Annotated in this window: 11 protein-coding genes and 1 tRNA gene; 5 read left to right on the top strand and 7 right to left on the bottom strand. The window is 67.7% G+C overall.

The window, feature by feature from the left end:
* The first annotated feature begins 231 nt into the window (after positions 1–231).
* Positions 232–308, top strand: a tRNA-Pro gene (locus KEG38_RS10610).
* A gap of 7 nt (positions 309–315) precedes the next feature.
* Here KEG38_RS10610 and KEG38_RS10615 read toward each other — a convergent pair.
* The 3 genes from KEG38_RS10615 to KEG38_RS10625 form a co-directional block, all read right to left on the bottom strand.
* On the bottom strand, positions 316–1,323 hold the full coding sequence (locus KEG38_RS10615) for a glycoside hydrolase family 19 protein (RefSeq protein WP_272419127.1): 1,008 nt from the start codon (positions 1,321–1,323) through the stop codon (positions 316–318).
* Positions 1,324–1,386: 63 nt separating this feature from the next.
* Positions 1,387–1,803 (bottom strand): SpoIIAA family protein, encoded by a 417-nt coding sequence (locus tag KEG38_RS10620; protein WP_272419128.1) that lies wholly within the window; start codon positions 1,801–1,803, stop codon positions 1,387–1,389.
* A 433-nt stretch (positions 1,804–2,236) separates the two neighbouring features.
* On the bottom strand, positions 2,237–3,010 hold the full coding sequence (locus KEG38_RS10625) for a TetR/AcrR family transcriptional regulator (RefSeq protein ID WP_272419130.1): 774 nt from the start codon (positions 3,008–3,010) through the stop codon (positions 2,237–2,239).
* A 43-nt stretch (positions 3,011–3,053) separates the two neighbouring features.
* On the opposite strand from KEG38_RS10625, the gene KEG38_RS10630 reads away from it, so the two are divergent.
* The 3 genes from KEG38_RS10630 (at position 3,054) to KEG38_RS10640 (ending at position 7,676) form a co-directional block, all read left to right on the top strand.
* Positions 3,054–4,628, top strand: a complete 1,575-nt coding sequence (locus tag KEG38_RS10630) for an FAD-dependent oxidoreductase (RefSeq protein ID WP_272419132.1) — start codon at positions 3,054–3,056, stop codon at positions 4,626–4,628.
* Positions 4,629–4,786: 158 nt separating this feature from the next.
* Positions 4,787–7,306, top strand: a complete 2,520-nt coding sequence (locus KEG38_RS10635; protein ID WP_272419135.1) for a S8 family serine peptidase — start codon at positions 4,787–4,789, stop codon at positions 7,304–7,306.
* Positions 7,293–7,676, top strand: coding sequence for a hypothetical protein (locus KEG38_RS10640; RefSeq protein WP_272419137.1), 384 nt, complete (start codon positions 7,293–7,295; stop codon positions 7,674–7,676). Before KEG38_RS10635 ends, KEG38_RS10640 begins: the two co-directional genes overlap by 14 nt.
* Before the next feature lie 87 nt (positions 7,677–7,763).
* Here KEG38_RS10640 and KEG38_RS10645 read toward each other — a convergent pair whose 3' ends face one another.
* The 3 genes from KEG38_RS10645 to KEG38_RS10655 are packed head-to-tail and all read right to left on the bottom strand — an operon-like array spanning position 7,764 to position 12,152.
* Positions 7,764–8,564, bottom strand: coding sequence for an SDR family NAD(P)-dependent oxidoreductase (locus KEG38_RS10645; RefSeq protein ID WP_272419139.1), 801 nt, complete (start codon positions 8,562–8,564; stop codon positions 7,764–7,766).
* 27 nt (positions 8,565–8,591) lie between these two features.
* Positions 8,592–10,310: an SMP-30/gluconolactonase/LRE family protein gene (locus tag KEG38_RS10650; protein WP_272419140.1), complete on the bottom strand. Its 1,719-nt coding sequence runs from the start codon at positions 10,308–10,310 to the stop codon at positions 8,592–8,594.
* 45 nt (positions 10,311–10,355) lie between these two features.
* Positions 10,356–12,152, bottom strand: a complete 1,797-nt coding sequence (locus KEG38_RS10655) for a flavin-containing monooxygenase (RefSeq protein ID WP_272419142.1) — start codon at positions 12,150–12,152, stop codon at positions 10,356–10,358.
* A 118-nt stretch (positions 12,153–12,270) separates the two neighbouring features.
* On the opposite strand from KEG38_RS10655, the gene KEG38_RS10660 reads away from it, so the two are divergent.
* Positions 12,271–12,825 carry a TetR/AcrR family transcriptional regulator gene (locus KEG38_RS10660; RefSeq protein ID WP_272419143.1) on the top strand — a complete coding sequence of 185 codons (555 nt, stop codon included), beginning with the start codon at positions 12,271–12,273 and terminating at the stop codon, positions 12,823–12,825.
* 21 nt (positions 12,826–12,846) lie between these two features.
* Here KEG38_RS10660 and KEG38_RS10665 read toward each other — a convergent pair whose 3' ends face one another.
* Positions 12,847–13,923 carry a glycosyltransferase gene (locus tag KEG38_RS10665; RefSeq protein ID WP_272419145.1) on the bottom strand — a complete coding sequence of 359 codons (1,077 nt, stop codon included), beginning with the start codon at positions 13,921–13,923 and terminating at the stop codon, positions 12,847–12,849.
* Position 13,924: the final 1 nt, after the last annotated feature.

Consider the following 13,924-nt stretch of genomic DNA (forward strand, 5'->3'; position numbering starts at 1 on the left):
GGGGTGAATCGGCCGGGCTTTGCCCGGACGAGAGGGGGACGCGAGGCGTCCCCCACGGGACGAAAGAAGGCTAGAACATCGAGCGGTTGTCAAACCGATCGATGTTCTAGGCGTCCTGCAGGGGAGGGGACTCGGCTCGGACGAGCTCCGCCGAGCCCCTTCGAGGCCCTTGCTCTGGACCCGGACGTCGTCTAGAGTGCCGCCGCGCGGTGCCCGACAGCGGGCGGCGTCCGGGGAGTCGCACAGTCCGGTAGTGCACGAGCTTTGGGTGCTCGTTGTCGTGGGTTCAAATCCCACCTCCCCGACCAGTTTCGCTCAATACGATTTCATCGTGTCGCAATAAAGGTTCGGGCCGGGATCCACGCCGAGTAGCTGCGTGTATCGGTGGTAGAACCCGACGCGGTCCTCGACCTTGGCGTTCGTCGGCTGGTTGCACTCGAGCCCGCCGTTGATGATGTTGATCGTCATCCCGAACCCGGGCACGCGGCCGAGCATTTGATCCTGCGACGACGGCGTCCACTTCCCGGTCATCACGTCGTGGCAGGACGGCTTCGGCGATTGCGGCGTCATCCAGAACCACCCGCCCGTCCGGAAGGCCACCGTGCCATTCGAAATCACCTGATCTGGATCGGTCAGGAGCGGCAGCCCCAGCGCGTCGCCCGCTTGCCCGTAGTTGTAGTTCCACGAGAGCTGGATGGGCCCGCGCCCGTGATACGTCTTTCCGGCCGCGCAAGGCCATTGCTGGTAGGTCGGGTTGCAATAACCGGTGCAGCCCCCGTTCTCGCAGCCGACCTCCTGCGTGAAATAGAGGCCCCACGCATATGGACCGTCCGGGGCCGCGGGCCAGCCGCCCGTGGTCTCGTGCGAGATGTTCGCGAGGAACGCGGCCGCTTCGCGCTTCCGGTCGTCGAGGCTGCCCTCGTTGCAGAACGCCGGGAACGTCTCCGCCGCGGCGACGAGCGATTCGTACGCGTAAAGAGCGTTCCGGTGCAGGAACATCGCGTCGTAGACCTCTTTCGAGACGATCGCCGCGAATCCATTGCCGCCGCCGCCGCCGCTGCCGCCCATTCCACCGGCGCCGCCCATTCCGCCGGCGCCGCCGCTTCCGCCAACGCCGCCGCTGCCGCCCGCGCCGCCGCTTCCGCCCGCGCCGCCGCTGCCGCCCGCGCCACCGCTGCCGCCAACGCCACCGCTGCCGCCAACGCCACCGCTGCCGCCGGCGCCGCCGCTTCCGCCGCTGCCGCCCGCGCCTCCTTCACCGTTGCCGCACGCCACGCCGAGCAGGGCCATGGCCACGATCAAGCTCGTCCACCGGGTCTTCATGGGCCGCCATCGTCACTCGGGCTGCCCTCGAAATCCACACCAGCGTGGCCGGCTGCGCGCGCCTCAATGCGCGCGGCGTTGCTCCGCGAGCCACGCCCGCGCCGCGCGTTCATCCTTCACGCAGACGGGCATCGGCTTGCCGAGCGCTCGCCCCCGCAGAAACCAGCCTGCCGTCGTCGCGAGCTTCGCCACGAGCTGCTGCTGGAACGTCCCCCCGAAGACCACGAGCCCTGCGTACGCGGGTGGCAATTGCCGCATCGCCGCGACGCGCCTCGCTTCGGGGGTCACGCGCCCCACGTCCGCCACGTCGATCAGCAGATACGCGCGCCCCGACGCCGTCGCGAACGCCGAGAACGCATCCAGAATGCGTTCGACATCCGCGTCGGTCACATCTCCCACGAATCGCACGAGCGCGGTATCGGGCGGCTCGAACGCGAGCTGATGCGCCCCGACCCTCACGGTCTCGTGGTCCGCGCTCACCGGCGCCTGAGACCCCTCGCCCCCACCACGTCGACTCTCTCCGCGCTCGTACGTCGACCCTCCCCGAGGGTCAAGCTCGTCTGCGACGGATACGTTTGACCATCGCGTGCGGGGCCTGCCCGCACGTCCTGGTCATCTTGGGCCCCGGCCTTCCGGAGCCCGTCCCCGCTTCAACCCTGGCCGTCCTGGGACGTGATCTCCACGCCCGGGCCGAGGAAGACCACGGCAAGGGCCAGTCCCACGAACTTCAGAACTTGGTGAACGCGCTCGCGCATCATGGCCGCCTCCATGTCAAGTCGAAGGACTGATTGTTACAGGACGGTGACACACGTGCAAGTTTCTTTTAGCGCGCCTTGACTTTTTATTCTCCCGGGTCACGCGCCGCGTTAGGGGTGTTTTCCGCGGAGCGGGCAGCGTGAAAGCCCGTCTTTCGTCATCGGGCGCGCTTCACGCTGGCAGCGATGCCGTCGAGGACGCAGTCGAGGCCTTGCTCGAACACGACGTCTGCCGGCGGATGCTTCGCATCGTGGACGACACGCGCGAGCGTCGGGAAGCGGCCCGTTGCGATCAGACGCTCGATGTACGGACCCGTCGCCTCCTGCCACTCCTTCTCGGTCATGCCCGTCGCACGCTGGGCGAGGAGCTCGCTCGCCTCGCTGCGGATCGCGCCGACGACGTACGCGTTCACGGTGCCCAGCGCAGTGACCACGTGGTCGATGTCATCGAAGCCTTTCGCCCCGCTCAGCGCGGCGAGACCGGCTTCGAGATGCGCGAGCGCGTTCGGGCCGAGCTGCGGACGACCGCCGAGCAGCTCGACGAACCACGGATGCTTCTTGCTCGCGTCGCGCGTGCGATGTGACAGCGTGCGCAGCGCCGTCTTCCAGTCGCCCTTCGGCGCGCCCGCCGCGTTCATCTCTCCGTAGACCGCGTCGACCATGAGCTCGAGCAGCTCGTCCTTCGACTCCATGTAGCCGTAGAGGCGCATCGGTCCCGCGCCGAGCGCCGCCGCGACGTTGCGCAAAGACACCGCCTCGAGGCCGTCGCGATCGGCGAGCGCGATCGCAGCCGTCACGATCCGCTCGCGGCTCAGCGGCTCCGGCGCGGGTCGCTTCGGCGGCTCGGGGCGTTCCCAGAGAAGCGCAGCTCCTTCTGCTTTCGTGCGTGCAGCCATCGCGCTCGTCTTGCCCGTCTTGCGCGTGGTTGACAATGTCTCTAGACGATACACTGTATCTTGTAGATACAGTGTATCGATGGAAGGAGCAACGATGAACCTGGAGAAGACCGACGTGCTCGTCGTCGGCGGGAGCCTGGTGGGGCTCTCTGCCGCCGTGTTTCTGGCCGCGCGCGGCGTGCGCCCGATCGTCGTGGAGCGGCATGCCGGTAGCTCGCCGCATCCGCGAGCGATCGGCTACACGCGGCGGACGATGGAGCTGTTCCGTGGCGTCGGCCTCGGCGACGCCATCCCGCAAGCGCCTCGGGATCACCGCGTGCGTCGCGTGCGCGTGCGGAGCCTCGCGGGCGCGTGGTTCGAGGAGTCGTCGTGGTCGTCAGCCGCTCCCGCGCCCTCCGAAGAGCGCCCGCCGTGCTCGCCGGTGAACGCGGCAGGCATCGCGCAGGATCGCCTCGAGCCGATGCTCCGCGCGCGCGCCATCGAGCTCGGGGCCGACGTGCGGACGCGGACCGAGCTCGTGTCGTTCGAGCAGGACGCCGCGGGCGTCACCGCGGTCCTCCGCGGGCACGACGGCACGGAGACGACCGTGCGCGCGGCTCATCTCGTGGCCGCCGACGGCGCGCGCAGCACGATCCGCGACGCGCTCGGGATCGGCCGAAGCGGCCGCGGATACCTGCGCACGGCGCGGAGCGTCCTCTTCCGTGCTCCGCTCGACGCGTACCTCCGCGAGGGCATCGTGCAGTTCTCGATCGACCAGCCCGGTTTCCAAGCCTTCCTGGCGAGCTACGGCGACGGTCGCTGGGTGCTCATCTTCTCTGACGACGTCGACCGCGACGAGGCCGACCTCCGCACGATGATCATGCGGGCGATCGGCCGCGACGATATGCCCATCGAGATCGTCGCCACCGGGCGCTGGGAGATCTGCGCGCTCATCGCCGACCGCTTTTCCGCAGGCCGCGTCTTCCTCGCGGGCGACGCGGCGCATGCGCTGCCGCCGAACCGCGGAGGCTTCGGCGCCAACACCGGCATCGAGGACGCGCACAACCTCGCGTGGAAGCTCGCGTCCGTGATCGACGGCGTCTCTTCCCCCGCGCTGCTCGACACGTACGACGCCGAGCGCCGACCCATCGCGTGGCTTCGCCATCAGCAGATCTTCGCGCGCGACGACTTCAAGGCATTCGCCGACGAATCCGCCCGCGCGGCGCCCATTTACGACGACGATGCGATGGAGCTCGGCCAGCTCTATCGATCCGCGGCCGTCCTCGGCGCCGGTCCCGATCTCCCGCCGGCGCGCCATCCCGACGCGTGGCGTGGCCAGCCCGGCACGCGCGCGCCGCATGCGTGGCTCGAGCGAGACGGCGCACGCCTCTCGACGCTCGACCTCTTCGGCCGAGGCTGGGTGCTCGTCACGGGCGAGGGCGAAGGGGAGCGCTGGTCCGCCGCCGCCGCGGCCGCGCGAGATGCCCTCGGCATCGACGTCACCGTCGAGGTCCTCCTGCCCGACGTGTGCGCGTCCTTTGGCCTCGAAGAAGGAGGCGCGTCGCTCGTGCGGCCGGACGGCTACGTCGCGTGGCGCGCGCCGCCGCCGCCGATCGATGCGAAAACGGCGCTGCGTGATGCGCTCGCGCAGGTGGCGCTCGCGACGCGCGGGTAACGACAGGGAGCGATCGATTGTCACGTGGCCGCGACAGGTGATATGGCCACGTGACAGTCGACTGACATGGCCGCGTGACACCGCTCTCCGCGGTACCGCGCACGCAGGTGGATCACGATTGGCAAGCACATTGCTTTGCATGCCTGGCGGAGGCCAACATGCACTGGCATTTCTTGCATTCTTTACGTGGGCGATCTCGTTCGAATCCGACGTTCTGCAGCGCCCTCGCGCTCGGCGTCTTGACGCTCGGCGCCGCCGCATGCGAGCAGGGCGACCCGGAAGAGGCGCGGCTCGAAGCTGCCGCGGCGGAGGCGCAGGCGCCGATGATCGCGAAGGCCGCGGTGGAGGCTCCGCAGCAAGAGAGGATGGAGCTCGTCTTCCAATCGCGCGTCGAGGAGACGGCCGAAAAGAAGGTCGTGAGGACCGACGTGGTCGGCGAGCTCGACGAGGACCAGCGGGATCGCGTCGCGCGGCCCTATCGGTTCGTCGACGAGCCTTACCTGTATGCCGAAGAGGCGTGGTCCAAGGGCGGTAAGGACGGCGTGACCGAGCGCGGCTATCGGGTTTGGCGGCACGAAAATACGACGCCCTTGAGAGCCGAGCGAAAATCCGGCCCGCCGAAGATCAACGACAATGTGGCGCAGTTCGTCGAAAGGCCGGAGGCGAAGGCCGAGGGGAAGCTAGAGCTCGATCTCAAGCTCCAAAACTTTCCGGAGTGGAACATCCCCTTGGCGCCGCGCGCCGAGGACATGGCTCCTGCCGACGTCGAGGCGCAGACGAACCGGCGCTCCCGCGCGATGGCGGAGCGCGAGGCGCTGTTCGACAGGATGGCCGCGGGCATCGTCGCGGAGGTGACGGAGCGCGGCGGGCGCGTCGTCGCGCGTCACAAAAAGACCGGGTGGTTGAGCGTCGAGGTGCCCTTCGCGATGTTCGATTCTCTGGCGAGGAACACCGCCCTCGCGCGCATCGACGGGCCGTACGGCAAGACCGGCGGGCCGACGTGGAGCCTCGGCGGGGGCAGGGACCCGAATTATCTCGACGTCGACAGGTTCCATGCGGCCGGATATCTCGGCGAGCAACCGAACGCGGCGAGGCACGCATTCGGGGACATCGTCATCGGCGTGAACGAGCCCGGGGGCTTCGAGAGCGGCGCGTGCGCATTCAAGGAGGGCGCAGGCTGCACGGGCGCGAGCCGCATCATCGAGACCTACCGATGCGACCACACGGGGACCGTCTGCCAGCCGGACCCGGTGGAGACGAACTTCTGCGATTCCGACGGCTGCACGGATAGCCACGGCACCATGACGGCTTCGATCGCCCTCGGCGATTACACGGACGGGCAGGGCAATGGAAAGGCCCTCGGCGACACCTGGGCATCGAATACCTGCACGTCGAGCGCGGATTGCGTCGGCCAGCCGTGCGAGGCCGGCCTCTGCGCCCACAGCGCCGCCTGGGAGGATGCGCGTACGGGAATGGCCCCCGAGGCCAGGGCCGTGCTGTTCGGGATCACCCTGCCCGGGACGGCAAAAGAAAGCAGCTTCACGTCCATGTTCGAGGAGTCCACCACGCTCCGCCTCGATATCTCGAGCAACTCGTGGAGCTGGGGCTCCCCGAACTGCGACATCGCGGCGATCTCGTCCACGGAGGATGCGATCGAAAACGCCTACGACGACGGGATGCTCGTCGTGTTCTCAGCGGGCAACCAGAACGGCGACGACGCGACCTCCTGCACGATGAGCGATCCCGGGGACACCCCGAAGGCGCTCGCCGTCAATGCATTCGATGGGAACACCACCGATTGCCTGAACACGCCGTCCACGCGTTGCCTCCTGGACAGGGACCACTGCAAGGACTCCTCGGGCAACATCATTGGCTGCTCCGCGCGGGGCGGCGGGAACGTCGTCGTGGCAGGGCGCGGCCTGCAAACCGACGCCGTGTCCATCGTGGACCTCGTCGGGCCCAACAACGTCACCAATTATACGACGCAAGTCACCACGAGCAGCGACGGAATCGCGGCGAACACCGGACGGTTCGTCGGCACGAGCGCGGCGGCGCCGCACGTGGCGGGTATGGCGGCGGTCGTGAAGGATTGGTACCTGCACAATGGTCAGAGCTGGGTGAACTCGCCGGGTCGCCTGCAGACGATCATGCTCGCGATGGGCGATCGGCATTTCAGCGCCGATCCCTCGAGCGGCACGACGTGGACCGACCAGATCGCGGCCACGCCCGACAAGTGGTACGGGGTCGGCCGCGCGCGCCTGCGCCTGCTCGAAGGCACGGACCTCGGCCCGTGGGCCAACCATTTCGCCACGTACACGTTCACGTCGCAGCAGACCGTGACGTATTACCCCTTCGGCACGTCCCCGATGCCGGACGGAATCGAGCTCGTGAAGTGCGTCGCGATGCAGGCGGAGGACATGTCGGACAAGAGCGACATCAGCGAGATCAAGCTGTCCGTGCGCGTCCGGCCGACCGCGGGGTCGACCTGCACGGGCACCGCGACGGCGACGAGGATCAGCGACAACTTCGACACGAAGAAAGTCGCCGCGCTCGAGGGCTTCACCTTCACGAATCGCTGCGTCGAGGTGCAGATCGAGGCCGAAAACGTGACCACCCAGGGCGTGACCGTGCAGGCGATGTGTTACTACGCGGGGGTGAACGACGATGCGTCGCCTTGATTCGACGTGGGTCTCCGGAGCGCGCGTGGTTTTCGCAGGGCTCCTCGCGCTCGCCTCCGGTTGCGCAGAGGCGCGCAGCGCGCCCCATGACGAGCCGGATTGCACCGTGGCCCGCGTGGGTGACGACGTGGTGACTGTCCGGGATGCCGAGGTCCTGCGCGCCGTCCTTCAGCCGCCTCCGACGCGCGGCGAGGCCAAGCGCCTGGCGGTCTCCGCGACGGCCGCATATCGCCAGGAGCACCCGTCGGGAGCCCTGGCGGCGATGGACGAGCGATTGATCGCGTATCGGCAGGCCATCCGTGGGAAATCGGACCTCGCCGCGCTGCCCGTCCAGCCCGGTGCGTGCTGGGATAGCCACTCCGCCCGCTAGAGCGAACGCCGGGCGCCGAGGCCTACCCGGCTGCGGCGCCCTTTCGACTCATTCCTTGCCAGCCGAGGCGCCTTCCTCGGCCCGCGCCTACTTCGGCAACAAGCCGGCCATCTGCTTGTAGATGAACCGCGCCGCGCGTTGCGGATCCAGCCTGTAGAGGGCATCCATGAGCATGGCATCGGGGCCCACGAGGACGCGGTAACGGTCATTCTCGATGCCCTCGATGATGATCCGCGCGGCCTTGTCGGCTGGAAGCATCCTGGCCGACCCCTCTCCGCCCTTCGTCTCCACGCTGACTCCCGAGTTCTGCACGATCTTCGTGTGAACCGCTCCCGGGAAGACGACCGTGACCTTCACGTTCGTCCCCTGGAGCTCCGAGTTCAAGCCCTCCGTCAAGAGCTTCACGGACGCCTTGGCCGCTCCGTAAATCGTTTGTCCCGGAACGGGCAAAAATCCTCCCATGCTCGAGACGTTCGTGATGTGCGCCTCGGGCCGCGCGAGCAGGTGCGGCAGGAACGCCTTGATCATGTAGAGCGTCCCGAACAGGTTGACGTTCATCACCCGGTCGATCGCCGCATAGTCGAGGTCCTTCAATCGGACGAACGGTTGAATGACCCCCGCATTGTTGATGATGCCGTCGACGGCGCCGAAGCGGGAGATGACCTCGGCCGGGAGCGCGTCCACCGCGGCCCGATCCGTGATGTTCACGACGTAGGTGCCGAGCCTGTCCCGGTTCTTCCCCGAACGCGCGAGCGTCTCTTCCAGGGCAGACGCGTCGACGTCGACGGCTGCGACGCTCGCGCCCTTCGACAGGAGGCCGAGGCAGAGCTCTCTGCCGATGCCATTTCCGCCGCCGGTCACGACGACGACCTTGTTCCGGACCTTCATGGCCGTATACTCCTTCGAAATCGGTTTTCAGGGCGCTGGCACGAATCGATAAAGTGCGCTCTCGATGTCCGACGACACGTAGATGGTGCCCGAGCGGCCCACGGCAACCCCCGTGGGAATGTAGCCCGGCGGCAGGCCCTCGCTCTCGGGCAAACCGATGGGCAGGTCGCTCGCGAGCACGGTCGACTGCCCCGTGGCCGGATCGATGCGCACGAGCTGCTTTCGGCCCACCTCGGCGACGATCAATCCGCCGTCGGGATGCCGGGCAATCCCCTCGGGCGCCCGAAGATCGCTGGCCACCGTTTGCCGCGATCCATCCGACAAACGCACCCGGGTCACCTTCCCCGAGCCCACTTCGGTGACGTACACCGCCGGCTCCTTCGCCTCCGTGTCTGCCACGAGCCCCACCGGCCCCGAAAGGCCCTCGGTGAGCACCGTGGTCTTTGCGGGCTCGGCGTTATCGATACGCACGAGCTTGCCCGTGCTCGCCTCGGCGATGAGCAGCGTGCCATCGGGCAGCTCGAGCGCGCCCTGGGCGCCATTCGGGGTGGGAATCGTCCGCAGGAGCTCTCCCGAGGCCCGATCCAGCACCTGCACGCTGCTGTGCCCGCCGAGGTAGGCCGTGCTCAGCACCACGTGCTTCGCGCTCAGGCTCACGTTCATGGGGAAATTCAACCGGGTGGAGAGGACGCGGGTCGTCTGGTTGATTTTCCCATCACGCCCTCCCACCCGGCGAAAGGCATACACATCCGCCACGTAAAGCTGCTCGTCCGGATCCTCCGGCGCGACGGCGAGCCCGGAGGGCACGCTCAATCGAGCCTCGACGAGGGGCCGGACGGAGCCGTCGGCGGGATTGACGACACGAATGTCGTTATCCACCATGTTCGACACGTACACCTGGTCGTCGGGGCCGACCGCCAGGTTATCGAGCCCGGTGGGCAGCTTCGCGACGACCTCCTTGCTTCCCTTGGGCAACCGGACGCGGACGAGCTCGCCGCGCGCCGCGTCGACCACGTAGAGGTGCTCCTTGCGCGCGTCGAAATTGACGGCGGTCGGCATGGCGAAGCCCTCCGCCACGGGCTCCATTTTCCCCGTGTCCACGTCCATCCGGACAATCTGCCCTTTGAGCAGGATCGGGCCGTAGAGCCGATCGTCCTTGCCAAACTCGAATCCGTTGAGGAAGCCGACCGGGGAGAGGATCTTGCGCGGAGGCTTTTTCCCTTCTGGATCCGCCTCCCACAGCGTATCGCCCCGGCCGAGCTGGGTGATGTAGAGCCGGCCGTCGCGGCGGAAGGCCAGCGAGTTGAGGCCCGGCAGATCCTTGGCAATGATGTGCGTCTTGCCATCCGGCGTGCGCCGCATCAACTGACCGGAGAAATAGCCGGTCCAGTAGACGGAGCCATCGGGCCCCAGGGTCACGTCATCCGCGCCGCCGAGAGGAGGCCCCACCAACGTGGACACCGCGCCGCTCTTCAAGTCGACGGAATGGACCGTCTGGCCGAGCAGATTGCTGGCCAAAAGGTGTCCCTTGCCATCGACGGCCATCCCATGGACGCCCTGGAAGGGAGAACCGGCCACGACCACCTCCTTGCGATACACCTTGGGAGGGGCCTGTGGAGACGCCTGCGGAGACGCCTGTGCAGAAGCCTGCGGAGGCGTCTCGGGCGGGGTCTGGGGAGGCGCGGCCGAGGGCTGGCATCCCAAAAGCAGCAAGGCGAACAGGGACTTGGAGAGGAATCGGTTCACGGGTGGGGACCTCCGGGTGGGGCTCAGGCGCTCATGCTCGACCGATCAGCCACGCGTCACTTCGAGCCCCGCGAGATCGTCGGCCTTGCGCCAGTTCTGCAGGATCTCGAAGAACTCGAGCGTGCCGCCCGCATACGCGGCGAAGCGCGCCAAGCTCGGGCTGAGGTGGCCCTCGTTGTTGTAATAGCCGGGCGTGCATTCCGGGCCGCCGAAGTGAATGGTGCTCTTCATGAGGCTACCGAGGATCACCTCCCACCACTTCTGCTGCGCCTCTTCCGTCGGCTCGATGGTCTCGATGCCCCGCGTGAGGCAACGCTCGATGATGTAGGCGGCGTGCTTCGACTGCTCGTCGATGACGTGGACGAAGTTGATCGCCCAACCGCTCTGGGTGGGGCTGAACATCAGGAGGTTCGGATAGCCGCGGGTCTGCATGCCGTGGAGCGTCGCCGGGCCGTCGGCCCAGCTCTCGCGCAGGGACTTGCCGCCGCGCCCGCGAATGTCGAAGCCGAGCCGTCGGGTGTATTCGCTCGAGATCTCGAAGCCCGTGGAGTAAATGAGGCAGTCGACCGCGTACTCCTTGCCATTCACGACCACGCCGGTGGGCGTGATACGCTCCACGCCCTTGCCGTCGGTGTCGACGAGCTGCACGTTCGGGCGGTTGAACGTCTGCAGGTATTCGTCGTGGAAGCACGGCCGCTTGCAGAGCTGGTTGTAATAGGGCTTGAGCGCCTCGGCCGCGGCCGGATCCTCGACGATGGTGGTCACCCGCGTGCGGATCTCCTCCATCTTGCGGAAATCGGCCATCTGGCGAAGCTTTGCCGCCTCCTCGGGGGTCGTGGCGCCGCGGGTCGCGGGATCATCGAAGATGTAGGTCCAGCCGTCCCGCACGAGATCGACGTTCTGCGGGTTGCCCGAGACGATCGCGGTGAAGTTCTCCATGCGCTCTTTTTGCCAGCCGGGCTTCAGCGTCTTCGCCCAGGCCTCGTCCGTCGGCTGGTTGTTCCGTTCGCCGACGCCCGAGGGCGTGCGCTGAAAGACGTACAATTGCTTGGCCGAAGCGCCGAGGTGGGGGATCGCCTGCACCGCGGTCGCGCCCGTCCCGATGATGCCCACGCGTTTGTCCGCGAGCCGGGTCATGTTGCCGCTCGGGCTGCCGCCGGTATAGGAATAGTCCCACCGGCTCGTGTGGAAGCTATGGCCCTTGAAGGTCTCGATCCCCGGGATGCCGGGCAGCTTCGCCTTGTGGAGGATGCCACCGGCGATGACCACGAACCGCGCCGCGAGCCTGTCACCGCGGCTTGTCGTGACAATCCAGCGCCGCTCGTTCTCGTCCCAGTCCATCTGCTCGACTTCGGTCTGGAACAGCGCCGCTTTGTAGAGATCGAACTGCCGACCGATCCGCTGACAGTGGGCGAAGATCTCGGTCGCCTTGGCGTACTTCTCCGTCGGGATGTAGCCGGTCTCTTCGAGCAGCGGCATGTAAATGTAGGATTCGACGTCGCAGGCGGCGCCCGGATAGCGATTCCAGTACCAAGTGCCGCCGAAGTCGCCGCCCTTCTCGACGACGCGGAAGGAATGCACCCCCGCCTGGCGCAGCCGCACCGCCGCCAGCATGCCGCCGAAGCCACCGCCGACGATGAGCACGTCGATCGTCTCGGTCACCGCCGGACGGGTGAAGCCGGGCTCGACGTAGGGATCCTTGTCGAAGTCCGCGTAGACCCGGCTGAGCTCGATGTACTGGGTGCTGCCGTCAGCGCGCAGCCGCTTCTCGCGCTCGAGCCGGTACTTCTCTTTCAGCGCTTCCGGGGAAAAGGTGACCTCGCCCTTCGTCGTCGCATCCATCGGTACGCATCCTTTCGACTCTGTCGCCGTAGTACACGGCTGTGTACATGGCTGGACGTACCTCATCCTCCGTCGTAAGTAAACAGTTGTGTACAAACCCCCGACCGAGCCTGAGACGTTGGCGCGCCAGCGCGATGCCGACCGCACGCGCGCCGCGCTCCTCGTCGCCGCGAGGACGCTGTTTTCCACGCGAGGCTTCGCCAACACCGGCGTGCGCGACGTGGCGGACCTCGCCGGGGTGAACTCCTCGCTCGTCGGCCGCTACTTCGGCTCGAAGCAGGGGCTGTTCCGAGCGGCGCTCGACTCCGTGCTCGACATCACGCCGGTGCTCCAAGGAGATCGGCGCCGCTTCTGCGCGGACATGGTGTCGGCCCTCTGCGACACGCCGGATGCCCGGGGCCCGCTCGCGATGATGATCCTCTCCGCGGCCGATCCCGAGGCCCACGCGACGAGCGTCGAGCTGCTTCAGACGAAGGTGCTCACGCCTTTGGCCGAGTGGCTCGGACCCCCCGACGGCGAGTGGCGCGCGGCGCGGCTCCACATTCTCTGGAGCGGCTTTCTCACGAGCTGGAGACTCTTGCCCATCCAGGCGCTCGACGACACGCGCATCGCTTCCGCCCGCCGGTGGCTGGAGGACGCGACCCAAGCGATCGTCGACGAAGGCGCGCCCTGAGTCTTTCGCCGGGCGAAACGCTCAGCGCCGAACGACCTCGCCGAACACGGCTTCGAGCTCCTCGGCGTGGTGGCTCCACGTGTACCGCGATCGCACGAGCGAGGCGCCGGCCGCGCCGACACGCGCGCGAAGATCCCCGTCCGTGAGCACTTTTTCGAGCGTTTGCCGCAAGGCATCCGGGTCCTCGGCCCGGTAAAGGAGCACCTCGTCATCGGCGCGGAAAAGCTCCCGCATGCGCGGCGTATCGATCGTCACGGCCACCTTCCCGAGCGCCATGTACTCGAGCACCTTGATGGGGTCCCGGTTCATGCCGTACACGCGGAAAATCGGGTGCTTCGAGGGCGCATACGGCGCGACGCACACGTCCGCCGCGTCGATGTACGCGCCGATCTCCCCGTGCGGCACCCGCCCCGCGAACACGACCCGCCCTCGGGCCCCGCGCGCCGCGGCCAGCCGCTCCACGCGCCGTTTGTCTTGTCCATCCCCGACGAGCAAAAACACCACGTCCGGCCCCGCCCACGACCGTGCGACCTCGACCAGCACCTCGACCCCGTGCCAGTCCGGGAAGCTGCCCGTGTACAGCACGATTCGCTCCCCGCGCGGCGCATATCGCGCCCGCACGGCCTCGCCGCTCTTGCCGACGAGCCCGTCCACGTCGACGCCCCAGTGCACGATCCGCAGTTTGTCCCGGTATTCCTGGGGAATGAACTCCGCGCTCGTGGCCACGATACGATCCGAGTACCGGAACGAGAGCGCGCTCGCGTCCCGGTCGAGCGTCATGAGCACGCACGGCGCGCCCGTGGCCCGCGCGAGCAAGGGCCCGAGCCCGAACGCCGAGTATCGCTCGTAGATCACGTCGGGCCGGAAGCGCCGCACCGCCCCGACCACACGCGCGAACGCCACGGGCAAGAAGCCTTTTTGCAGCACCGGGTGGAGGTTGAATCCACGCGCGAGCGCGCCCTCCTCGGTCGAGCCCGAGCGGCAATAGAGCAGCACGTCGTGGCGCTTCGAGAGCTCGCGATACACGTGGGTCACGTGCGTCGAGCCGCCATGCGTGCCCGGGACCGGGATGTTCGGGGCGAGATAAACGATACGCATT

It is taken from the genome of Polyangium jinanense, assembly GCF_028435265.1.
Classification (GTDB): domain Bacteria; phylum Myxococcota_A; class Polyangia; order Polyangiales; family Polyangiaceae; genus Polyangium; species Polyangium jinanense.